Source organism: Vibrio sp. 2-Bac 85 (genome assembly GCF_037546705.1).
GTDB lineage: Bacteria > Pseudomonadota > Gammaproteobacteria > Enterobacterales > Psychromonadaceae > Psychromonas.
In genome coordinates this window covers 25,858-49,042 of sequence record NZ_JALAAB010000002.1, presented here as the reverse complement: position 1 = coordinate 49,042, position 23,185 = coordinate 25,858, and the positions used below count along the sequence as shown (strand labels likewise).

The following is a 23,185-nucleotide window of genomic DNA, read 5'->3' as shown; positions in this document are numbered from 1 at the left end:
TCATCGATGATAGTTTCCTAAATTAAAGCCTTTAAATCAAGCCTTTAAATAATACCTTTAAATAATAGCCTGAACCGTAAAGCTTCAGGCTATTAAATGACCTATTGCTGCTGTAGTTTTTCCATACGTATAGTCACCGCACGTTTATGTGCAGTCAAGCCTTCAGCGGCTGCTAAACAAGTTACAGCAGGGGCGAGGTTACGTAACCCTTCCTGCGTCAACTCTTGTACTGTATAACGCTTAACAAAGTCAGCTAATCCTAAACTTGAATAGGTTTTAGTGTAACCGTAGGTAGGTAATACATGATTAGTACCACTGGCATAATCACCTACTGACTCTGGCGTCCATGCACCTAAGAAAATAGAACCGGCATTTTTAAGCAAAGGTTGTAATGTTCTTGGTTGCTCGGTTTGTACAATTAAATGTTCTGGTGCATAAAGGTTTGAAATAGTGATAGCTTGCTCAATATCTTTACAGACGATACTAACGCTATTTGCAATTGCTTTTTCAGCAATTTCACGTCGCTCTAATAAAGCAAGCTGCGTTTCTATTTCAAATCCTGTTTGCTCTGCAATTTTTGCACAAGGCGTGACTAAAATAGTTTGTGAATCATGGCCATGTTCAGCTTGTGATAATAAATCTGAAGCAATGAAAGATGGATCTGCATCTTTATCTGCAATTACCAATACTTCAGAAGGGCCTGCGGGCATATCAATGGCTGCGCCTGCAAAGTCATTACTGACTTGACGTTTTGCTTCTGTTACAAACGAATTACCTGGTCCAAAAATCTTATCCACCGGTTTAATAGTTTCAGTTCCGTAGGCTAAAGCTGCAATAGCTTGCGCACCACCTACGGAATAAATTTCATTAACACCACATAGTGATGCCGCGTATAAAATTTCATCTGCAAGCGGCGGTGGAGAGCACAGCACTAATCTTGTGCAACCTGCAATTTGAGCAGGAGCTCCAGTCATAATTACCGTAGAAGGCAATGGTGCACTGCCACCAGGAATATACAAACCAACTGATTCAATTGCCTGGGTATGCATCTCGCATACAACACCTGGCATTGTTTCAACGCGGATCACATCTTGCTGTTGTGCTTTATGAAACTTAACGACTTGTTCATAAGCTACCGTAATCGCATTTTTGATATCACTACCGAGGCGCTGGGTCGCGGCTTCAATATCCGTTTGCGTTAATGTGAAATTATCACCACTTAATTTGTCAAAACGTTTAGTGTACTCAAGTAATGCTTGATCACCATGTTGACGAATATTAGAAATAATTTCAGAAACAGTAGAGGTTAAACCTGAAGAATCTGCCATTGCAGGGCGAGCAAGTAATTTAACTTGCTGTTCAGGTGTTAGTTGTTCCCAATTGACCGTTTGCATTGCCATTTTTGGATTACTCCATCATTTTTTCAATAGGTAATACTAGAATTGAGCTTGCACCTAATGCTTTTAATTGCTCCATTGTTTCCCAGAAAAGATTCTCTTTACTGACCACGTGTAATGCAACATGATCTTCACTACCCGCTAATTCCATCACCGTTGGTAAGTCAGAACCAGGTAATAGATCAGTAATCGCAGCAAGGTTAGCTTTTGGTGCATTTAGCATAATATATTTAGATTCTTTTGCCGTTTGAACACCATCAATTCGAGTAAGAATACGGTCTACTAAATCTTGCTTTTCGTCCGTTAAAGGTTTATTGCGTTGCATTAATACGGCAGTAGAGCGGTAAATCACTTCAACTTCTTTTAAACCATTAGCTTCAAGTGTTGCACCCGTTGAAACTAAATCACAGATTGCATCGGCTAAACCTGCTCGTGGTGCAACTTCAACTGAACCAGTTAGCATACAAGAGGTGTAAGGTACGTTAGCTTCAGCCATGAAACGTTTTAGGATATGTACATAAGTTGTTGCAATGCGAAGGTTTGCTAAAGATTGAACACCTTGATAATCAAAGTCATTGTCAACAGCTAGAGAGAAACGACATTCACCAAAGGCTAATTCTTTCACTACTTTATGCGCAGTCGGTTCGTTAGCAACTTTACGCATCATGCTTTCTTCTTCAAGCACGTTTTGACCAATAAAACCTAAATCAACAACACCATCCATTACTAAGCCTGGGATATCGTCATCGCGCACGCGTAGGATATCAATTGGCATATTATCACTGTGTGCGATTAAACGTTGGGTATTTAAATTAACTTTAATTCCACAGGCTTTTAATAATTTAACTGTATCGTCACTTAAACGACCTTTTTTTTGTATTGCTATTCTTAAACGTTGCTCTGACATAAACTCATTTCCTTGCATTTAAAACTAAAAAACCCTCGGGAGATTTACTTCCGAGGGTTTAAATTTGGGTAACCACTGGAAGCACATAACATCTCTTCCAAGAAAAATCCTGAAAGATTAGGTAATATGATGGTGATGTGCTTTCAGATTTACTTTCTTCATTGTGATTAAAACTCTGTAATTTAATTGACACTAAGCCTACCAATCTCAATCCAAAATGTGAAACTATTTTTGTACATATCTAAGACCAAATTGGAATAATTATGCAAAAACTTTGATTATTCACCCGTAATAGATTCATTTTCACTATTTTGTGCATCTATTTGTTCTAATTTTGCTCTTTCAGCTTTAGAAATATATTTGCCCTTTGTATTGGGTGCTGCTTTTGCATTAATCTTTTTCATGCGTTTTTTGAGGATACTATTTAGTTTCTTTTTGCGATTCATGTTAAAACCCTTATTAATATGAGTTGTATTGTAAAGAGTCTAGGGATAAATTCAAAGTTCAATTTGATAACAATGACAATCCATTTATCTATCAATGCACACAATCTGAATAGGGAGGGAATATGAGCCAACATCTCATTAATGACTTCATCAACAGAACCTATGTGTTTAAACCTTTCCAAACCAATAAAATGTCCACTGGTAAAGTGGTTAAATATCAAGCATCCAACCGTAATAATAATGCCTCACCTGAAGATATAGAAGAAAGTGTACACTTTCTGAAACCTATCACAGCCACTAAAAAAACAGATCAGGATGAAAAGCCAGAAACAAAACATATCGACATCACCATTTGATGGTTAAATTTTGTATTTAAGGAATAAGTAAACTTAACTATATCCAGTGACTATATGGTCAACAATAGCTGAATCACTTATTACTTTTACGTTGATGGTAATTAGATAATCCAGTTGGAATGACTTCCGGAAATTTCTTAGTTGATTTGATTAAATGCTTAATAGCTAACACGGGATGTCTAAGCAACATTTTAGGGCCAGCGTAACGCATCACCACTTGTGCTTGTTGCCTAAATTGAGGTTTGTAACAGTGAATAGGGCAGTGCTTGCAAGCAGGTTTGTTATCACCATATACACATCTATCTAATTTTTTTTGTGCATGTTCAATCAGAGCTAAACATTGTTCACAAACACAATGCTGATGGTGTGCTTTGCAATAAATTGTCGTCATCGCTCGAATGGTGTTGAGTTCGACGGCTAAATGACCTGTTAATAAATCTGCCTTTTTTTGCTCTGTCATTATGTCCCCGTGGTCGCTTCCCGTTGTGATGGTATGCTTTAGTGATCGCTGTTGCTTTAGTAATCGTTGCGGATCTTACGAGTAAAGACTGTTTGTGTTTTACTGCGCACTAAAGCATGTTCAGTTTAAGATTAATAACGTAGAATATTATACATTATTCAACGGCAGAGCTTAATAAATTGATTGCTTCATTTTTTTCATCAACAGGCGCACTTGCCAATATTCTTCCTCACTTTATCGGTCGTGACGCACAAGTTAAAATGGCCGAGTCCGTTGACCTAGCAATTAAACAACAAAGTTCTTTAGTAGTCGAAGCAGAAACGGGTACAGGCAAAACCTTTGCTTATTTAGCACCTGCGCTATTGAATTTAGATAAAAGCTTAGGGCAAAAACTAGTTATCTCAACGGGCAGTAAAGCGTTACAAGAACAATTATACTTAAAGGATCTTCCTCTTCTATTACAAGCCACTAGTTTCACTGGACATTGCACCTTATTAAAAGGTCGCGCGAACTATCTTTGTATTGAACGACTTAACCGTTTCATGCTTGAAACTCGTTTCAAACAACCCAATCTGCATAGTGAATTAGTCGCAATTAAAGATTGGTCTATTAGCACGGGGACCGGTGATATTGCAGAAGTTGATGATTTGCCTGAAGATGCAATGATCATTCCTTCAATCACCAGCAGTAATGATAACTGTCTCGGTAAAGAATGCCCAAGCTATGAAGATTGTTTTGTTGTAAAAGCTCGTACTAAAGCAATGGATGCAGATGTTATCGTTATTAATCATCATCTGTTTTTTGCCGATTTAGCAGTGAAAGAGACAGGCTTTGGTCAATTAATTCCAGAAGCAGATTGTTATGTGTTTGATGAAGCCCATCAGCTGCCAGACATCGCCAGTCAATATTTTGGTGAAACCTTATCAAGTAAGCAACTTACAGAACTAGCCAAAGAAATCGATTTTGTCTATCGCACTGAATTAAAAGAAGCAAAACAGATGGCAAAAGCGGCAGAGCAATTACGAGCTGCATCTTTAGATTTCAGGCTAGCCTTTGCAATAGAAAAAGGCTCGGGTAGTTGGCGAGATAAAAGTAAAGATCGCGCTATGCAAATGCATGTTACACGTTTACAACAAGTAATGACCTTTTTAAAACAAGTATTGACCGAGCGTTTGGGTAAAAGCGAAGTATTAGATCACTGTTTTGAAAAAATTAATCAATACAGTTTATTGTTTGAACGTTTAAATAATACCCACGAAAGCGGTTTCAGTTATTGGTATGAATGTACTAAGCAACACTTTTCATTGAATATTACGCCGCTTAGTGTCGCCACTCGTTTTCAAACAGAGTGTCAAAAAAAGCAGGCTAGTTGGATATTCACCTCCGCGACTTTGTCAGTCAAAGGCGAGTTTAAACATTTTACTCAGTTACTTGGGTTAACTGCGGCTAATTGCTTACAATTAAGCAGTCCTTTTGATTATGCAACACAGAGCCTTTTTGTGGTTCCTCGATTAATACCTGAACCAGGCACTCCTGGATTAGCGACAAAATTAGTTGATATGCTATCGCCTGTTATTAATGCCAGTAAAGGACGTTGTTTTTTCCTCTGTACCAGTCATTCGATGATGAATCAGCTCGCACAAGCTTTTCGTGAATCGTTAACTTTACCCGTCCTATTGCAAGGTGAAAAAAGTAAACAAGCCCTGTTAGATGAGTTTATTAATCACGGTAACGCACTATTGGTGGCAACGGGCAGTTTTTGGGAAGGGGTTGATGTACGCGGACAAACGTTATCCTGTGTGATTATCGATAAAATTCCCTTTGCATCGCCTGAAGAACCTTTGTTAAAAGCGCGCATGGAAGATGCAGAGTTAAAAGGCGGAGATCCGTTCTTTGACGTACAATTGCCACAAGCGGTGATCACCTTGAAACAGGGGGTTGGGCGTTTAATTAGAGCGGAACAAGACAAAGGTGTGTTAATTGTTTGTGATACACGTTTAGTGAGTCGAAAATATGGCAATCTCTTCCTTAATAGTTTACCTTGCATGCCGCGAACGAGAGACCTTAACAAGGCAATCGATTTTCTGACTTTAATTGAATAAATTAATCGAATAAACTAACGCCTTTTTCAATGGCTCGTTTGTAACTAGTATTACCAAAATACTTTAACACACAAACGGCCAAAAAATCGACAAGCTAATTCTTAATATCGATTTCTAATGCTTTTTATAATTTATAGTAGTTTTTAAAATGTGAGTTCTTAAAACAAAACTAATTAGAACAATCTTATTTAAAACGGTATTACTTACAAAGGTACTGCTTAAAAAGGTACTACTTAAAACAATATTTTGTGCCTAAGCACATAAAAAATTTAACTTAATGACGGTATACATCAGTTATTTAACCGTAACGCCGGCCACTTTTTCATATTCATTAAATAGGCAATTTATGTCATCTTCATACAATATTCTGTGCATTGATTCTTCAACAGAAGCATGTTCGGTTGCAGTGTCAACTAAACAGGCAACCATTTTTCAACGCTTTATGCTGGCTCCTCGCGAACATACTCAACGTATATTACCAACCGTTGATGAGGTGATTAAAGAGGCAAACTTATCCTTAGCAGATATTGATGTGATTGCTTATGGGCAAGGTCCAGGGAGTTTTACTGGCGTTAGAATTGGAATCAGTATCGCCCAAGGACTGGCATTTGGCCTAGAAAAGAAAATGGTAGGTGTTTCAACGTTACAAGCAATGGCTCAGGAAGCATTAACCCTTAGTACGAGTGAGCAAGCAAACACAGCAGTTGAACATATTTATGCGGCTATTGATGCTCGTATGGGCGAAGTGTATTTTGCTCATTACCTAAATGTAAATGGCATCATGGAATTACAGGGCAAAGAAACGGTAGTGAAACCACTGGACTTGATCAATTCAATGTCTGAAACAGGTCAATCTATTCAACAAAATAGCTTATTAGTCGGTACTGGATGGGCGGCATATCCTGAGTTATTAAACGCATTTCAAGTCAGTCATGTTTCTGATGTTTTATACCCTAATGCTGCATTTATGTTGCAATCTGCTTGTGAATTAATCGCTGATAACGCTGCAGTGCATCCTGAAAATGCAACGCCGGTCTATTTACGTGACACTGTGACGTGGAAAAAACTACCAGGTCGTGAATAATTGTCTATAATGCAACTATAAAAGTTCAGATAGAAATAACATCCACTTAGAGGTAGTTCTAATAACCTATGGCCATTTATAATAATGTTGCAATGACAAATAACCCAATTAACACGGGTAAATTGTCGCAAGTTAAAAAAAATGAAAATACGCCACCCGTTAGCGAAATTAGTCCTGTCTCTAAGAAATCGGATTCAACTGAGTTTTCTTTAGTCCTTTCTTCAGAACAACAACAGTCGATCAACGACACCATCGGTTATGACCAGCCAAGTGCTAAAGGGCGTGGCGCATTAGATGCATACCATCAAGTAGCGACACAAGAAAAACGAGAACAAGTGATTGATAGCATGAGCTTTCATTTTGTAGTTTAACTAACGTTATCCAGTATTAACTACCGCTAAATTGAACCTTAAATTTATATCACAGTCTATCAACTCCACTATTTATAATCTCTTAGGTAAATTATGTTGCGTCATTTTATACTGTCACTTACTTTATTATTTGCTCTCTCTCCCTTTAAATCTTTTGCTGAGACTTACCCTATTCCACTTTCACTTGCGCAAATCGATGTGCTAGCGACTTTAATTTGGGAAAATGAAGGTGCAGGCAAAAAGGAACATCTTACGGTATGGAATAGAAATGAAGATTTTCCTTCGATGGGGATCGGGCATTTTATTTGGTACCCAACGGTAAAAAAAGGGCCATACATCGAACAATTCCCAGCTTTACTTGATTATATTACTAGCAATGCTGTCCCCGTACCTAAGTGGTTAATTAACGCAAAAACAGCTCCTTGGAAAACAAGAGAAGAATTTTATCGTGAGTTTAACAATGAAAAACTGACTCAATTAAGACAATTAATGCAAGATACTGCTGCATTACAAGCTCAGTTTATTATTCAACGCTTAGAAAAGGGTATTCCTGCGATCTTAGCGAATAGCTCTAAACCACAAAGAGTTAAAATAAATCAAAGTTTAGACGCATTAAAAGCAACACCTGAAGGTATTTTTGTTTTATTAGATTATATTAATTTTAAGGGCGAGGGCACCTCGGATAAAGAAAAATATCAAGGTCAAGGCTGGGGCTTAAAACAAGTTTTGTTAGCGATGCCTGAAAAAACAGATAATGTATTACGTAGCTTTGCTTTGGCCGCCGATGAAATGCTTACAAGACGTGTTAAAAATGCACCTAGAGATGAGCTGATCTGGTTAAAAGGATGGAGAGTACGTATTCATCATTATCCCTCATTAAACATTACCACTAGTAACATTCAATAATATAACCGAATTTTAGCAAGTAATTGATCTGATTAAATATTCTTGGTATTAATGCCAAGAGTTGCTGATTGTTCCTTGCAACTTATCAATAATTTCCTCTTTATTAATGCAATAGTTGACAGTATTAACTTTCTGATTTCATCCTTTTGTCATTATTTGAGTGTTGATTTTTCCATTTTTTCTATACAATAATGAAAATTTCATTAATAAATACCCAATAATACAAGGTCCTATTATGTTATATCGAGTTATGCGCAGTTTATTATTCAAAATGAATCCAGAAAAAGCGCACGATCTTTCAATTAAGCAGCTCAAATTAACGCACGGTACATTATTAGATCTTCTATACCGCCAAAAAGTACAACATCGCCCAGTGCAAGTAATGGGATTAACGTTTCCTAATTCACTTGGCCTTGCTGCTGGTCTTGATAAAAATGCTGAATGCATTGATGCCTTTGGTGCAATGGGTTTCGGTCATATTGAGGTGGGGACGGTGACGCCAGTTGGTCAACCAGGAAACCCTTCTCCTCGTATGTTCCGTGTATTAGAAGGTGAGGGGATTATCAACCGTATGGGGTTTAATAATGACGGTGTAGATAATCTCATTGAAAATGTAAAAAATAGTAATTTTAAAGGTGTGATTGGCATAAACATTGGTAAAAATATTCATACGCCAGTGGAACAGGGCAAGCAGGATTATTTGCTGTGTATGGATAAAGTTTACGCACACGCAGGTTATATCGCAGTCAATATTTCATCTCCAAATACACCGGGATTACGTTCTTTACAATATGGTGAAGCATTAGATGACTTATTAGATTCATTAAAAACACGCCAACAAGAACTTTCCGAAAAACATGGTAAATATGTACCGATTGCATTGAAAGTAGCGCCAGACTTAAGTGACGAAGAAATTGAATCTATCGCTCAATCATTATTGAAATACAAAATAGATGGGTTAATTGCAACCAACACAACCTTAGACCGTGAAATGGTTAAAGGTATGTCGCATGCTTCAGAAGCAGGTGGTTTGAGTGGAAGACCGGTACAAAGTAAAAGTACTGCCGTGATAGCTAAATTTGCACAACATCTTAATGGCCAAATTCCAATCATCGGTGTTGGCGGTATCGATAGCGTTATCGCAGCAAAAGAAAAAATTAATGCCGGTGCAAGCTTGGTGCAAATTTATTCAGGTTTTATTTATCAAGGCCCACCATTAGTTAAAAATATCGTTAACTATATTTAAAATAAGGTTACCAAGTAAACGCCATAATCATGTTGCTTAGCGATTAAAAACAGCAACATGATATATCTTCGAGTCTTGAAAGAAGAGTCATTGCCCCAAGTATTTAACATTACTTTATTATTGGCGCGTTATTAATGGTACTTTATTAATACTACTTTATTAGTGGGCTTTACCTTTTTATATATAAGGTTAAGTGATAGTTATAGAACATGAGGAGAAAGTAATGGATTATATTCCAAAAGCAGAATGGCAATGGGTCTTTGACCTGCAACAGGGGAAGCTATCTGTTGTAGACCGTGAGCGAACTTTCCCCATTGTTTACGAATCGAATATGTTACGTTTAAGAGAAAGCCAAGTGTTGTCGTTTACCGTTGATGATGTGTCGCGTTATATTGAATTATTTGAAAGTGAATCATTAAGTCACTTTGAAGAGTCTCTGCGTTGTAAGATAATCTTACATTTAATCGCGATAGATCTGTTTCATAAACCAATGATGCCTAAAAGTTGGTTATTTCAAACATCAGAACATCAACAAACTCAATATAATAACGGTGAGTTAGCCATGTTAACAACCTCTGGCATGCCTGAGTCTGCTAAGTATATGGTATTAGAACAACAGGATAACTTTTGTTTGTGCATGCTATTTGACGAAATACATAATTTTTCTAATGGAAAAATATTCAAACAATTCCAAATTATTAAAGTCACCGCCGATAAATTAACGCCATGTTTAGAATCGCAACCACAGGAATGGGTTTCGTTTCAAAATGCCGGATAACCTTGCTGCTAACTTTTCATTTTAATTTTGCAATAAAAAAACCGCTTATAAAGCGGTTTTTTGTTAGTAATTATTATTTTTATTAATAATTACTATTTGAGTTTACTCTATTCGGCTTATAAAAAACTAAGCGGAAAAATCACTTCAAAGGTTAATCATTAATCGTTACGTTTAGTTACTTCTAATAAATGGTAACCAAATTGTGTTTTAACTGGACCTTGTACTTCACCCACTGGCGCACTGAATACAACTTTATCAAATTCAGGAACCATCATACCTGGACCAAATTCACCTAAATCACCACCTTGTGCACCCGATGGGCAAGATGAATGTTGTTTAGCAACTGAAGCAAAATCAGTACCTGCTTCAATATCGTTTTTTAATGTTAAGCATTGTTCTTCAGAGCTAACTAATATGTGACGTGCTTGAGCTAAAGCCATGGTAATTCCTTAAATGGTATAAAAGAGCATGATTGTAACGGCAGAAGATATAAGGTGCAAATATCAGTGGTCAGAGTAATGCATTTTTTATAAATTATATTGGTTTTATTACTTGCATATTGCAAATAAAGTCATATTATGTCAAAAAGATTGTTATTTATATTGCTCACTTATCACGCGTAAGTAACATTAACAAAAGCCACTGTTCGTGGCGTATTATTTATTAATTGAGGTCAGCATGAAACGTATTGCATTATTTTTATTAACTAACTTAGCCGTTATATTAGTGTTAGGTATTGTATTAAGTATTGTTTTTTCAGTTACTGGCATGGACTCTCGAAGTATCGGTGGGTTATTGGTGCTAGCAACCGTATTTGGTTTTGGTGGTTCTTTCATCTCATTAGCTATGTCCAAGTGGATGGCAAAGAGAAGTACAGGTGCTGTCGTTATTACTTCCCCTAGTAATGATACTGAACGTTGGTTACTAGAAACAGTAACAAGACAAGCTAAACAAGCGGGTATTAAAACACCTGAAGTAGCAATTTATAACGCACAGGATATGAATGCTTTTGCCACCGGAATGAAAAAGAATGATGCGTTAGTAGCAGTTAGTACTGGCTTGTTACAACAAATGACACGTGATGAAGCCGAAGCCGTTTTAGCCCATGAAGTTAGTCATGTGGCAAATGGAGATATGGTAACGCTTGCGTTAATCCAAGGTGTAGTTAACACCTTTGTTATTTTCCTAGCACGCGTTATTGGTGGTTTAATTGACAATGCGATGCGTAATAACAATGAAAACTCAGGACATGGTTTCTCTTATTACATCATTGTATTTATATTAGAGATGGTATTTGGTGTACTTGCAAGCACGATTGTTATGTACTATTCACGTCAACGTGAGTTTAAAGCTGATTCAGGCTCTGCTTCACTGGTCGGTAAAAATAAGATGATTGCCGCATTACAAAAATTACAAAGAACATCAGAGCCACAGCTAGAGGGTAGCTTAATGGCATTTGGTATATCGGGTAAAAAGAAAAGAAGTTTATTTATGTCACATCCTCCCTTAGAAGATCGTATTAAAGCATTACAAAATAGTCAGATGATGTAACTTTGTGAAGGGAATCAAAGTATGGAAGTAGGAAGATTAAAGGTGTAAGGAGAATCCTGTGCTAGGTGCATTTAGACCATTCATCAGTTGATTACACCGGTAGTTAATTTTTTGTATTTTGATCCGCAACCCGTATTTATAGCGCGTAACTTGTTACGCGCTATTTTTTTATCTGTTTTACTGTAAAATCAATGCTCTCCTAATTAATCTGATGTACTTGTTATGAATATCTATATCGACAAATGCCTAAAAATTGTCAGTTCTCTATGCCTTACTCTGTTTATAGTGGCATGTACTCCGTATCAAAAGCCGCTGACTATTGGTGCCGCACCTTGGCCAAATTTCGAGTTTGCTTTTTTGGCCGGTGAACTTGGCTATCTAGATAAAGATAAATATTCATTACTTGAACTGACTTCCCCTACTAGTGTCATTCAAGCTTTTCAGACAGCTAAACTCGATGTTGCTTTCCTTTCATTGGATGAAGTTTTAACACTAGTCGCTTTAGGAATCGATTTAAAAATAGTCTCAGTTATTGACCGTTCTAGAGGCGGGGACGCGTTAATGGCAAAGCCAGAAATCAAAACACTGGAACAATTAAAATGGCATTCTATTGGTTATGAAAACAAAGCAGCAGGTGCCTTGCTATTAGATAAAGTTTTTTCGTTAACAGAGTTAAATAATCAAACAGTACAACTCTTTGAAGTCAAACAAAATGAGCTTAAAGATGCTTATCTACGAGGCGATATAGATGCCTTAATTGTTAAAGAGCCGGTAAAACAACAATTACTAGCATTAGGCGCAAGAGAACTTATTAACTCTAAATCCTTAAGTTTACCCATTATTAATCTTATGGTCGTCCGGGGTAATTTGGAGCAAGAAAAAGAAGTGCAAATAACACACTTTCTAAAACAGTTTTACCGTGCTCAAGCATTCTATGAAGAGCATACCGCGGAGGCTTTAGCCAGCATGTCAGTAAGGTTACAACTATATCCTTATATTCTAAAAAATGCCTTTGGGAATACGCATTTTATTCCTCCCAAAGAGGCGTTAATGTTCTTATCTGGTTCGCCTTCAAATATGCAATTGAGAGCAGAAGAATTAAGTAAGTTGATGAGTGATAGAAGGATGTTAAGTCAAATACAAACAAACCTAGCCACGCTAATATCAACACGTATCTTAGAGCAGGCAATTTATGAATAAAATTCGTAGAGTTTCACTATTAATTATATTGCCCGCAATATTTCTAAGCATATTTTTTGTTTTACAAACAATGATCTTTATTCAAGATTTTCGTCAAAGTCAAGACCAGCTATATGTTGAAGCAGAGCAAGATATCAAAGGCTTAGCTGGGCAATTACAAACTTCACTGTCCAATGCATTAATGCGCCTTGAAAAGGCGCGTGCACAAGATTTTGTATCCACCGCTGCATTAAATGAGAACGTACAAACGGTCGCAGTGGTAGACAAAAATCAACAAATTATTCTCAGTAATAACTTCCGTGAAAAATACATGTTTTCAAAACTACAACTTGAACGTTATGAAGGTGCCGTATTAAATCGTGTTATTAATGATAATGAAATAGTAGTCAAATACTTCAAACAAAGTAAAGAGTTAGTGGTTTATGCCCCTTTACAGATGATCTCTAAAGGTAACAGCTTAAACCGTAAATTTAATGGCATTATTTTTATACGCTATTCATTAGAGAGTGCCTACAGTGAGCTAGCACACAGTAAACTCATTGAACTCATTAAGCAGTGCGCCTTATTATTGCTGACGGTTAGCTTATCCGTATATTCACTCAATCGATTGGTGATAGTGCCACTTAAACGCCTTGTAAATGAGATGCGTAGCTATGACTTAACAAGCCTATCTGAATTAACTGAAAAAGGTGTTGGCGAAATAGGTTTTTTACAACGTGCTTTTTCTGATTTAATTGTCGATGTGTCCGATAACATGAACGAACTAGCGGGTAGTGAGCAACGTTTATTATATGCACTTAGAGGCGCACGAGACGGGGTATGGGACTGGGACATAAAACAGGATCAGGTCTTTTTTTCCAACCGTTGGAAAGAGATATTAGGCTATCAACCAGAAGATATAAAAGCAGACATTATAGAATGGGAAACTCGCATTCATGAGGATGACCTTTACAATGTGTTTAATGATTTTTGTGAGCACTTTGTTGGTCGAGATTCATTTTTTGAAAACTCCCATCGAATCCGCTGCAAAAATGGTGATTACCGTTGGGTATTAACGCGAGGTCAAACGGTATCATGGGATAACAAAGGTAACCCGCTACGTGTGATCGGCACTATGACTGATGTTTCTGCCTACAAGGTGTTACATACCTCAATTAAATATCAGACACAGTATGATGAAGTAACTGAATTGCCGAATCGGACAGGTTTAATCTCTCATATTTCAGATGAAAATATCAGACAGCAAAACAATGGATTATTTGGTGCGTTAATAGTCATTGATGCCCAACAGTTTTCAGCGATTAATGAGCTTGATGGTAATCACAAAGGAGAACAATTATTAAGTTTAATTGCCAGACGATTAGAAAAACTCATTAGTGTGCCTGATTATGTTGCACGTCTTCGAGGTTGTGAGTTTGTTATCGTCTTATCTGATTTACACTCAGACCGTGAACATGCGGCTCAAATATCAATGCGCTTTGCTGAGCAAATAGCATTAACACTCAAACAGCCGTTCAATTTAACGAGTGAAAAGTTAAGCTTAAAATTTGCCTACGGTATTACACATTTCCCAAGTGAAGGATTGCAAGCTGAAGATATACTTCGCCAAGCAGCAATGGCAATGAAAACAGCGCAAGATAACCCTTTAAGTAATATTAGCTTTTTTGCAAAAGCAATAGAGGAAAAAATTAATCGTACACATCAATTACAAAGCAAAATACGTCAAGGATTGGATAACAATGAGTTTACGCTTTGCTTTCAACCTCGTACTAACAGTAATGGCAACTTAGTTGGGGCAGAAGCCCTTTGCCGTTGGTATCAAGTTAATAACACTTGGGTTGAACCCGCAGATTTTATCCCTGTAGCAGAAGAGTCTGATTTGATTATTCCCCTAGGAGAGTGGGTTCTTCTAAATGCGTTTACTCAATTGAAGCATTGGGTTAAAACCGGATTACCGCAATATTTCAAAACTTTATCACTTAACGTGAGTCCTAAACAATTATTACAAGACAACTTTATTGAGACCATTGAACAATATTTATTACAAACAGGCGTGGATCCAAGCTTGATTGAAATAGAGATTACTGAGACAGTGTTAGTTTCTAATACTGAATTGATTATCAATAAATTACATGAGTTACGCCGACTTGGTTTTCGATTCGCTATCGATGACTTTGGTACTGGTTATTCCTCATTTCAATACTTAAGTATATTACCGGTTTCAGCACTTAAAATTGACCAATCTTTTATTGTTAATTTGATGCAACAACACAGTCAACAACTGATTGTGACCGCTATTATTAATATGGGTAAATCCCTTAATCTAGAGGTTGTGGCTGAAGGTGTTGAAACACAGCAACAACTGGACTTTTTGATCGATAAAGGGTGCAATCAGTTCCAAGGGTATCTGGTAAGTGCACCGTTAACGACCATCGATTTCCAAAAATTATTAAATAATAGGAAAGACAAAGAAACTAAATTGCAAAATTCGACAATCAAACTTGAGAAGCCTAATAGTTAATGAAAAATATTTATAAACTCTATTTATGCTGTTTACTAAGTCTTGTTTCAAGCAACGTAGTTGCAAATGTAAGCTTCGAGATAAAAGGTATCAAAGACAATAAAGCCAGCGCAAATTTAAAAGTTTTTTTAAATGGCCTATCGGTACCTGACAACGCCGATGATGAGACCTATTTGAATGAAGTCGTTGTAACAGGTAAAGAGAGTTTAGTGGCATTAGGGTATTACCAAGCAAAAATCACTCCTTCAGTGACTGGCGATGAGAAAAAGCAAACCGTTACCGTCGATGTAGATCTTGGTACTCGTACCACCATTTCAGCGGTTGATTTACGTATTACAGGTGAAGCATTACACGATAAAAACTTCCAGCAACTAATGCTTAACTTTCCAATCAAGGAAGGTGACTTTTTAGATCACGGTGAATACGAATCTGCTAAAAGTCGTGCTAGAAGCTTGGCCTTACGCTATGGTTTTTTTGATGCAAAATATACTAAGTCGTCAGTTGAGGTTACACAAAAAAACAATACCGCAATTATTCATTTATGGTTTGAAAGTGGTAAGCGATATCAGTTTGGCGATTTAATTTTTGACCTAGAAACGCCCGCTAAAGAGTTTGTTAAATCATTACTTAATTTTAAACAAGGTGACCCATTTGATACGGGAATATTAAATGCTTTCAATCAAGACCTTAACGATACTGGATATTTTAAAAGCATCACCATTTTACCCGACATACGAAAAAAACAAGGTCGATTGATTCCTTTGCACGTATTAACTTATATGCAACCAGAGGATTCATTTAATGCAGGTTTAGGGTTTAGCACCGATGAAGGTGTGCGAGGTAAATTTCGTTGGACACGTCCATGGATCAATCAATATGGTCATTCATTTGAAACAAATATTACCGCTTCAGTCCCTAAACAGGAAGCGTCTGCCACCTATAAAATCCCCTTAGAAGATCCGCTTTATAACTACTTTTCAATTCAAGCCGGTTATAAAGTGCTGGATCAAAACGATACCGATACTGAACAGTCTGTAGTTGGTTTTAATCGTAATTGGCGTTTAGATAATGATTGGTTGCGTACTATTTATCTTCGATTTGATAATGAGTCCGGTACCCAGGGTCAACAGGAGTTCTCTACCTCATTAGTTTTACCTGGTGTTAGTTTTAGCCGAATTAGAAGTAAAGGTGGAATCAATATCGATTGGGGGGACAAACAGTTAGTATATTTTGAGTTTGCTAATGAAAGTTTATTTTCTACGGCGGATGCGATCAAAGTCTATGGGCAAACTAAATTTATCAGAACTTATAGTGGCCACCAGTTTATTGCGTCAGCTGAAGCCGGCGCCATTTTTTCTGATTCAATCTATAACGTGCCTTCATCGATGCGTTTCTTTACAGGTGGGGACCAAAGTATACGGGGTTATGATTACGAAGAAGTGGCACCAAGGGACTCCGAAGATTATTTGATTGGTGGTTCATACCTTGCGACAGCGAGCCTTGAATATCGTTTTCCAGTCGCACCAAACTGGAAAATAGCTGCATTTTCTGATGTCGGTACAGCAACCGAAGATTTTTCTGAACCTCTCTCAGTAGGCACTGGCGCAGGAGTTGTATGGGCATCGCCCGTCGGACCTATTCGTTTTTATGTTGCCGTACCTTTAACTGATACCGGTGATGCATTCAAGATTCATTTAATGATTGGGCCTGAACTATGAGTTATCTGTTGTTAACTAGAAAATATCTCAAACGTATTTTCTTTACTCTATTTGTTTTCATTATTTTAGTGCTTTTTATCACTGGCTTAGGTCTGTTTACGCACCAAGGTAATAATTTAATTCTTAATACCATACAAAAATTTGAACCTAGATTAACCATGTCATTAAAGCAGGGCAGTCTTTTTTATTCACCTGTTTATGAAAAAATACGTTGGGTCGATGGTGATGCGTTGTATGAATTCAAGGATCTTAGTTACGAATTTGATTGGAATTGTCTAATAGAAGAGCTGTGCCTGGAGTCATTAACAATCGCAAGCGCAGATATAAATATACCAGAATCAGAAACACCCGCAGAACCAGAAGACCCAAATGCAGAACCATTTGTTTTAGAGTTTCCTCTACGTGTAAATATTAAAGATCTGGCGATTAACAATACCCATGTGAAGGTGGCAGGTGTAGAGGTTGATCTTAAACAGCTATTGTTAAAAGCTGATGGGCAAGATAATAATTTAGCACTAAGTACCAGTATTAAAGGATTAACGGTTATTTTAGCGGATGCTGAAGTTGATAGCGCAACTAAAAAGAGTAACTATCAAACAAACCAACAAACACGCCAGCAACTACTTTCAAGTTTTCCCGCTATTTTAACTGACACAACGTTACCTGAAATAATCTTACCCGTTAACTTAACGGTTAAACAATTAGACGTGAAGGGTTTTAAACTAATCCAAAACAAAAAAGATTTAGTTTCTATTAATCAATTAAACAGCCAATTTACCTTTTTTGGTTCTAAATTAACTATTGAACAGTTTGACCTAGATTTGCCTGAAGCAGATCTAGCCATCTCCGGTGATATTGACCTTAGTCAACGTTATCCGATGGATTTAGCCTTACAAGCAACACTCAAAGAAATTAAAGATCTTCAGCCTACAACATTATTAAAAGGCCAACAATTAAAGTTAAACAGTCAAGGCGATTTAGCTGATTTACATTCTTCAATTACGTTGAGCCAATTAATTAATGCAAAAATTGATAGTACGGTGGATTTATACAGTGAAAACTTACCACATCAATTAACCGTTAAGTGGGATGAATTCAACTGGCCTTTATCCGGCGAGCCTGAAATCTCCAGTAGTAAAGGTTACCTTGCTAGTAAAGGCAACTTGAATAATTACCAATTACAGCTTGATAGTCACCTTAACCTGACAGACTTACCGCCTGCGGATATCAATTTAAAGGGTAAAGGTAATTTACAGTCCTTTGATTTATCAACGTTAATGGTTAAAACATTACAGGGAGACGTACAACTTAACGGGAATTTAAATTGGCTAAGCAACCTTGCGTGGAAGGGTAACTTAAGTATTAATGACATTAACTTTAATGAATTAAGTAAAGACTACCCAGGCCAATTAAGTGGCCATATTCAACATTCTGTTAGTGTGCCGTTAGCCGACAACAAACAACCAGCTTGGACCTTTAATTTACCTGTTATAGACCTCAATGGCTCCTACCTTAAACGCCCATTAACGATTAAAGGCAAAGCAAGTGGTAATGCCAATCAAGGTTTCAGCATTAATAATCTAGCGATTAACAATGCTGAAAATTCAATGTTAGTGAATGGTAAAGTGGCAGATAAAAATGACCTGAGTATCGATTTGGATATTCAAAACCTAACTAACATTATTGTAGATAGCCGCGGTAAAATCAAAGGCAAGGTTAACTTAGCGGGTAGCATTGATAAAATTGAAATAGACAGTAACTTAGATGTCGAAGACTTAAGTTATTTGGATAACGATATTGAAGCTTTAAGCATTAAAGGGCAAGCAATGCTATCTGATTTGCCTGTGGCTAACCTTGCCATTAACGCCAACAACATTCGAAGCAATGGTCAAAAAATAGATTCAATAAAAATTGATGTTAAACCTAATGCGGTCGCCGATATAAAAGTCCAGCATCAAGTTAATGTCGATTTAAAAAGTAAAATGGTCAACACCGACTTAACAGTGCTTTTTGAACAACAACTTAATACTTGGTCGGCTATTCTAGATAAGGGAGTTATTGAAACGGTACAGGGAATTTTAGTGTTAAAGGACCCATTTACAGTTACCACAGAGCAACAAACAATAAATTTAACCCCTCATTGTTGGTTAGCAACTAACAATAACAAAGATCAAAATGGCCAACTTTGTATTAAAAAATTTAGTGCGGGTGAAAACGGTGATATAGAAATTAATATTGATGACTTTTTACTTGCATCATTAACGCCTTTTATTCCCGATACATTAACACTTGAAGGCGCACTTGCTGCAAATGTAGATGTATTTTGGAAAAATAATCAGAAACCAAGTATTGACCTAGAAGTTAACGGTGATGCAATAGCTTTAAATATCAATGCTGATAAAAACACCAAAGAAGTTATTCGTTATCCTGTAGAACAATTTCATATTGAAATGAAGACAGGTAAGCAACAAACTGATTTTAGTGTAAAAGCATTATCTGAAGGTCTTATTAACGCAAACGTTGAAGGGTACATAACACCTTATCAGGCAACTCCACAAATCAATGCAACCCTAGATTTATCAGTGCCTGATTTCGACAACTTTGCCATTTTAATTCCACAGGTAGATAAGCTAACAGGGCAGCTACAAGCAGATATTAAAGTTAAAGGAAAACTTGAAAAACCTTCTTTAGCAGGACAGGTATTAATCGCTGATGCATCTGTAAAAGCGCCGAGTGCACCTTTACGAATTACTGATCTAAATGCAAAAGTAGATATAGATGACAATCAAGCAAAAATTGATGGTTATTTTTTCACAAATACTAAAAAGCCAGCTAAGAAAAAATCAAATGTATTACTGGATACCATAGTCGCAATTAAAGACACAGCAGTCAGTACCATTAATATACCGCAACGTATTGCTAACATGCGTAATTCGGATGCAGCTAATAAAGAAACGAATGGGCGTGCTGATATCAATGGTTTGCTCGATTGGAACCAAAATTTGAAAGGTAAAATACACTTCGAAGCCGATCAGATGTTAATTCAAGATTACGGAAAAATTGAGCTTTATGTGAGTCCTAATATTGATGTTATTTTAGATGACCATGTCCGTGTAGATGGCGTGATCACCGTTGATAAAGGGAATATTACGGTCAAAGAGTTACCTGAAGGTGCCGTTAGCGTCTCTAACGATGTGATAGTTGTCGATGCCAAAGAAAAAGAGACTAGTGCTGATTTACCGATTAAAATGAAAGTAAAAGTATCATTAGGTGACCAGCTTCGATTAAAAGCAATCGGTTTAGACTCTTATATTCACGGAGATTTAATTGTTAAAAAAGCACTGAAAAAAGAACTGACTGTTAACGGTGAATTGACCTTTTCAAAGGGAAGTTATAAAGCCTTAGCACAACAGTTAGTGTTACAAAATAGTCGTATCGTTTTTCAAGGACAACCGGATGCACCTTATCTCAACATTGAAGCTATACGTGATCCTAATGATACCGAAGACAACGTAACCGCTGGTGTGCGAGTAACAGGGACACCACACCAATTGCAGTTAACTATTTTCTCTGAGCCTGCGATGTCGCAACAGAATGCTTTATCTTACATTACTCGAGGTTACTCTATTGCTAATGCTTCAAGTGATAGCAATAACAATCAACTTGCTTCTATATTAATAGATTTAGGGGCAGGCCAAACCGATGGCGTAATGGGTAACATTGGTAAAAGTGTGGGTATTGATGATTTATCACTCGCCTCAAGTGGGCAGGGTGACCAACAATCTGTAGGCATTAAAGGGACTATCGCACCGGGCGTTGAAATCAGCTATGGTGTTGGTGTATTCGATTCATTTACCATTTTTGCTATACGTTATGAATTGTTTAAACAGTTTTATATAGAAGCTTCTAGTGGTCTATATCAAGCCGTGGATGCTTATTACGAATGGGATTGGGATTAGTTAACGTTTTTATAGTTATAATGTTAATTCAGCCTTGAATGAATATTACAGTCAACTTCATCATCAAATTGCTAAAGCTTTCAGCTATAACTCTTGAGAGCTTTAGCAGTTATATTAACAAAAACGTTACATTGACGTCACCTCAAGCTATTACATTGCATTTATTGCGTCTCATACTGTCCCGCTTAATTAAATGGCTAAAAGTTAAATGGTTAAAAGTTAAATGGTCAAAAATCACGAAGGAAACTCAATGAGGGCAAGGCGTTTGATTGAGTAATAGCTAGCTATTGAGATTGACCACAACGAAGTGTTCATTAATTTTAACCAGTAATATTGATCAGTTTTTATGCGGATTGGTATTTGTTATTACTTGCAAATATGATGATTACAACAACAAGTCAACCTCATCCTAATTTTGCCTTTCACTCTATTTATTTCCATGTTAACTCTTCACTTCAAGGTCTTACATTTCTTTACGTTATAATATTCTAGTTTTGGTATCCCTGAAATAATTGCGAGTATTACTTATTTTATCAATGTGTTAAATCTTTTTTTGTAGTCTAAATAATAATCTATTCAATTTAAATAATTAGCGTTGGGTAACATAACTAGTAACTAATTAAGTAAATAATCGACTATATCTACATTTTTGAGTGCTTCGACGTTGCTTATTGTGTAATAGGTCTATATTCTAGCTACATCAATTATATAATAATACAAACATACAAATAAATACTATTTAAGGAGTTAGATTATGACTAAACCAGTCATCGGTTTCATCGGACTTGGCCTTATGGGCGGCAACATGGTTGAAAACTTACAAACACGTGGTTTTCAAGTTAATGTAATGGATCTTAATAAAGATGCAGTTGCTGCTGTTATCGCTCGCGGTAATGCAACTGAAGTTGCTACTGGAAAAGAATTAGCAGAAAAAAGTGATATCGTTATGCTTTGTCTTACAACTTCTAAAGTTGTAGAAATGGTTGTTTACGGCGACAACGGTATCCTATCTGGTATTAAAGAAGGTTCTGTTTTAGTTGATTTTGGTACTTCTATTCCAGCATCTACTCGTAAAATTGGTGCAGACCTTGCTGCTAAAGGCGCAGGTATGATTGATGCGCCACTTGGTCGTACTCCTGCACACGCTAAAGATGGTTTATTAAACATCATGGCTGCTGGTGACTTAGAAACATTTAATAAAGTTAAACCTGTACTTGCAGAACAAGGTGAAAACGTATTCCACCTTGGTGCTTTAGGTGCTGGTCATACAACTAAGTTGATCAATAACTTCATGGGTATGACAACAGTAACTGCAATGTCTCAAGCATTTGCAGTTGCAGATAAAGCGGGTGTTGATCGCCAACAATTGTTCGATATCATGTCGACAGGCCCATCTAACTCACCATTTATGGGCTTTTGTAAAAAATATGCAGTAGATGGCGTAAGTGACTTAGGTTTCTCTATTGCCAATGCAAATAAAGATTTAGGTTATTTCTTAGAAATGGTTAAAGATTTAGGCACTGTTTCTGAAATTGCTGAAGGTACTTCTGCAAATCTACAAGCAGCAGTTGATGCTGATATGGGTAACGGTAACGTTCCAGAAATATTTGATTATTTTTTAAAGCTAAACAAATAATACTCAAGAAATATATCACTACACTACCCTTGATATAATGAAGGTTAAAGCTAGCATTATATCAATGTGTTAAATAAATATTTAACAGTACTGTTATTTTTGTGTTGTTCAAGGTTAACGACTCAACCACTAATTAATTATTGGTCGATTGTTAAAGATAAACATTCACATAAGTAGCAGTATTTTTTTGCTTTGCTTATCCTAAGTAAGGTTTTATTATAACCGAATAGATTTCCCTTTACAGTTTTCCCAAGTTCAATCACTATACTGTTCCATTTGCCCATATCATTTCTATGCCTGCTGCATGTCAATTTAATTCCTTATAAAACAACAAGCATTGCAACAAATAACTTATGTTAATAACTGCTTTTTAATACATTAATCCTATTAGTTCATCCATTAATTTAACCATCAACACCCTACATTCCTCTAAATATAATCATCTGACATCTTACCTTATAGTTGGTTTAGTGACGGGAAATCGCATCTTAATTGGCAGTATGTGCCTGTGTATTTGTAGTACTTAATCAACAATATAGAAGAGGGA

At 36.7% G+C, this 23,185-nt stretch carries 18 protein-coding genes and 1 other annotated feature; of the genes, 13 read left to right on the top strand and 5 right to left on the bottom strand.

Annotated features, from left to right (window positions below; genetic code table 11):
- Positions 1 to 101: 101 nt before the first annotated feature.
- The 3 genes from hisD to MT390_RS03150 all read right to left on the bottom strand — a co-directional run bounded on the left by hisD (position 102) and on the right by MT390_RS03150 (position 2,750).
- Positions 102 to 1,394: a histidinol dehydrogenase gene (gene hisD, locus MT390_RS03160; RefSeq protein ID WP_499439806.1), complete on the bottom strand. Its 1,293-nt coding sequence runs from the start codon at positions 1,392 to 1,394 to the stop codon at positions 102 to 104.
- Between the two features lie 13 nt (positions 1,395 to 1,407).
- Positions 1,408 to 2,304 (bottom strand): ATP phosphoribosyltransferase, encoded by an 897-nt coding sequence (hisG, locus tag MT390_RS03155; protein WP_166372898.1) that lies wholly within the window; start codon positions 2,302 to 2,304, stop codon positions 1,408 to 1,410.
- A 23-nt stretch (positions 2,305 to 2,327) separates the two neighbouring features.
- Positions 2,328 to 2,443 (bottom strand) — a sequence feature (His leader region).
- Between the two features lie 139 nt (positions 2,444 to 2,582).
- Complete coding sequence (locus MT390_RS03150; protein ID WP_166372899.1) at positions 2,583 to 2,750, bottom strand: DUF2986 domain-containing protein; 168 nt, start codon at positions 2,748 to 2,750, stop codon at positions 2,583 to 2,585.
- A gap of 122 nt (positions 2,751 to 2,872) precedes the next feature.
- Here MT390_RS03150 and MT390_RS03145 point away from each other — a divergent pair, with 122 nt between their 5' ends.
- Positions 2,873 to 3,106 carry a hypothetical protein gene (locus tag MT390_RS03145; RefSeq protein WP_166372900.1) on the top strand — a complete coding sequence of 78 codons (234 nt, stop codon included), beginning with the start codon at positions 2,873 to 2,875 and terminating at the stop codon, positions 3,104 to 3,106.
- A 73-nt stretch (positions 3,107 to 3,179) separates the two neighbouring features.
- Here MT390_RS03145 and MT390_RS03140 read toward each other — a convergent pair whose 3' ends face one another.
- Complete coding sequence (locus MT390_RS03140) at positions 3,180 to 3,566, bottom strand: nitrous oxide-stimulated promoter family protein (RefSeq protein ID WP_499439553.1); 387 nt, start codon at positions 3,564 to 3,566, stop codon at positions 3,180 to 3,182.
- Between the two features lie 179 nt (positions 3,567 to 3,745).
- Between MT390_RS03140 and yoaA the strand changes: the two genes are divergently transcribed.
- The 6 genes from yoaA to MT390_RS03110 all read left to right on the top strand — a co-directional run bounded on the left by yoaA (position 3,746) and on the right by MT390_RS03110 (position 10,053).
- Positions 3,746 to 5,668, top strand: a complete 1,923-nt coding sequence (gene yoaA / locus MT390_RS03135; RefSeq protein WP_499439551.1) for a DNA repair helicase YoaA — start codon at positions 3,746 to 3,748, stop codon at positions 5,666 to 5,668.
- Between the two features lie 346 nt (positions 5,669 to 6,014).
- The gene (gene tsaB, locus MT390_RS03130; RefSeq protein WP_499439549.1) at positions 6,015 to 6,752 is read left to right on the top strand and encodes a tRNA (adenosine(37)-N6)-threonylcarbamoyltransferase complex dimerization subunit type 1 TsaB; all 738 of its coding nucleotides are present in this window, start codon (positions 6,015 to 6,017) and stop codon (positions 6,750 to 6,752) included.
- Positions 6,753 to 6,820: 68 nt separating this feature from the next.
- Positions 6,821 to 7,123 (top strand): hypothetical protein, encoded by a 303-nt coding sequence (locus MT390_RS03125; RefSeq protein WP_299667724.1) that lies wholly within the window; start codon positions 6,821 to 6,823, stop codon positions 7,121 to 7,123.
- Between the two features lie 93 nt (positions 7,124 to 7,216).
- A complete protein-coding gene (locus MT390_RS03120) occupies positions 7,217 to 8,029 on the top strand; it encodes a hypothetical protein (RefSeq protein ID WP_499439547.1) in 813 nt (270 codons plus the stop codon).
- A gap of 235 nt (positions 8,030 to 8,264) precedes the next feature.
- Entirely contained in the window at positions 8,265 to 9,275 is a 1,011-nt protein-coding gene (gene pyrD / locus MT390_RS03115) for a quinone-dependent dihydroorotate dehydrogenase (RefSeq protein ID WP_299667729.1), read from the top strand.
- Between the two features lie 223 nt (positions 9,276 to 9,498).
- Positions 9,499 to 10,053, top strand: a complete 555-nt coding sequence (locus MT390_RS03110) for a cell division protein ZapC domain-containing protein (RefSeq protein WP_499439545.1) — start codon at positions 9,499 to 9,501, stop codon at positions 10,051 to 10,053.
- A 158-nt stretch (positions 10,054 to 10,211) separates the two neighbouring features.
- Here the strand turns inward: MT390_RS03110 and MT390_RS03105 are convergent, their stop codons facing one another.
- Complete coding sequence (locus MT390_RS03105) at positions 10,212 to 10,493, bottom strand: peptidylprolyl isomerase (RefSeq protein ID WP_299667734.1); 282 nt, start codon at positions 10,491 to 10,493, stop codon at positions 10,212 to 10,214.
- Between the two features lie 238 nt (positions 10,494 to 10,731).
- On the opposite strand from MT390_RS03105, the gene htpX reads away from it, so the two are divergent.
- The 6 genes from htpX to MT390_RS03075 all read left to right on the top strand — a co-directional run bounded on the left by htpX (position 10,732) and on the right by MT390_RS03075 (position 22,638).
- Complete coding sequence (gene htpX, locus MT390_RS03100) at positions 10,732 to 11,604, top strand: protease HtpX (protein ID WP_299667737.1); 873 nt, start codon at positions 10,732 to 10,734, stop codon at positions 11,602 to 11,604.
- Positions 11,605 to 11,826: 222 nt separating this feature from the next.
- Complete coding sequence (locus MT390_RS03095; protein ID WP_499439544.1) at positions 11,827 to 12,804, top strand: ABC transporter substrate-binding protein; 978 nt, start codon at positions 11,827 to 11,829, stop codon at positions 12,802 to 12,804.
- Complete coding sequence (locus MT390_RS03090; RefSeq protein WP_499439543.1) at positions 12,797 to 15,325, top strand: putative bifunctional diguanylate cyclase/phosphodiesterase; 2,529 nt, start codon at positions 12,797 to 12,799, stop codon at positions 15,323 to 15,325. The genes MT390_RS03095 and MT390_RS03090 overlap by 8 nt, the downstream gene beginning before the upstream one ends.
- Positions 15,325 to 17,043: an autotransporter assembly complex protein TamA gene (locus tag MT390_RS03085; protein WP_166372911.1), complete on the top strand. Its 1,719-nt coding sequence runs from the start codon at positions 15,325 to 15,327 to the stop codon at positions 17,041 to 17,043. Before MT390_RS03090 ends, MT390_RS03085 begins: the two co-directional genes overlap by 1 nt.
- Positions 17,040 to 21,002, top strand: coding sequence for a translocation/assembly module TamB domain-containing protein (locus MT390_RS03080; RefSeq protein WP_499439540.1), 3,963 nt, complete (start codon positions 17,040 to 17,042; stop codon positions 21,000 to 21,002). The genes MT390_RS03085 and MT390_RS03080 overlap by 4 nt, the downstream gene beginning before the upstream one ends.
- Before the next feature lie 754 nt (positions 21,003 to 21,756).
- Positions 21,757 to 22,638, top strand: coding sequence for an NAD(P)-dependent oxidoreductase (locus MT390_RS03075; RefSeq protein WP_166372913.1), 882 nt, complete (start codon positions 21,757 to 21,759; stop codon positions 22,636 to 22,638).
- Positions 22,639 to 23,185: the final 547 nt, after the last annotated feature.

What these genes read in the sequence shown, in the direction of transcription:
- MT390_RS03105 (WP_299667734.1), bottom strand. Translation starts at nt 10,493, where the DNA reads ATGGCTTTAGCTCAAGCACGTCACATATTAGTTAGCTCTGAAGAACAA.
- MT390_RS03085 (WP_166372911.1), top strand. Translation starts at nt 15,325, where the DNA reads ATGAAAAATATTTATAAACTCTATTTATGCTGTTTACTAAGTCTTGTT.
- tsaB (WP_499439549.1), top strand. Translation starts at nt 6,015, where the DNA reads ATGTCATCTTCATACAATATTCTGTGCATTGATTCTTCAACAGAAGCA.
- MT390_RS03120 (WP_499439547.1), top strand. Translation starts at nt 7,217, where the DNA reads ATGTTGCGTCATTTTATACTGTCACTTACTTTATTATTTGCTCTCTCT.
- pyrD (WP_299667729.1), top strand. Translation starts at nt 8,265, where the DNA reads ATGTTATATCGAGTTATGCGCAGTTTATTATTCAAAATGAATCCAGAA.
- MT390_RS03145 (WP_166372900.1), top strand. Translation starts at nt 2,873, where the DNA reads ATGAGCCAACATCTCATTAATGACTTCATCAACAGAACCTATGTGTTT.
- MT390_RS03095 (WP_499439544.1), top strand. Translation starts at nt 11,827, where the DNA reads ATGAATATCTATATCGACAAATGCCTAAAAATTGTCAGTTCTCTATGC.
- hisG (WP_166372898.1), bottom strand. Translation starts at nt 2,304, where the DNA reads ATGTCAGAGCAACGTTTAAGAATAGCAATACAAAAAAAAGGTCGTTTA.
- MT390_RS03080 (WP_499439540.1), top strand. Translation starts at nt 17,040, where the DNA reads ATGAGTTATCTGTTGTTAACTAGAAAATATCTCAAACGTATTTTCTTT.
- MT390_RS03125 (WP_299667724.1), top strand. Translation starts at nt 6,821, where the DNA reads ATGGCCATTTATAATAATGTTGCAATGACAAATAACCCAATTAACACG.
- MT390_RS03140 (WP_499439553.1), bottom strand. Translation starts at nt 3,566, where the DNA reads ATGACAGAGCAAAAAAAGGCAGATTTATTAACAGGTCATTTAGCCGTC.
- hisD (WP_499439806.1), bottom strand. Translation starts at nt 1,394, where the DNA reads ATGCAAACGGTCAATTGGGAACAACTAACACCTGAACAGCAAGTTAAA.
- htpX (WP_299667737.1), top strand. Translation starts at nt 10,732, where the DNA reads ATGAAACGTATTGCATTATTTTTATTAACTAACTTAGCCGTTATATTA.
- MT390_RS03075 (WP_166372913.1), top strand. Translation starts at nt 21,757, where the DNA reads ATGACTAAACCAGTCATCGGTTTCATCGGACTTGGCCTTATGGGCGGC.
- MT390_RS03150 (WP_166372899.1), bottom strand. Translation starts at nt 2,750, where the DNA reads ATGAATCGCAAAAAGAAACTAAATAGTATCCTCAAAAAACGCATGAAA.
- MT390_RS03110 (WP_499439545.1), top strand. Translation starts at nt 9,499, where the DNA reads ATGGATTATATTCCAAAAGCAGAATGGCAATGGGTCTTTGACCTGCAA.
- MT390_RS03090 (WP_499439543.1), top strand. Translation starts at nt 12,797, where the DNA reads ATGAATAAAATTCGTAGAGTTTCACTATTAATTATATTGCCCGCAATA.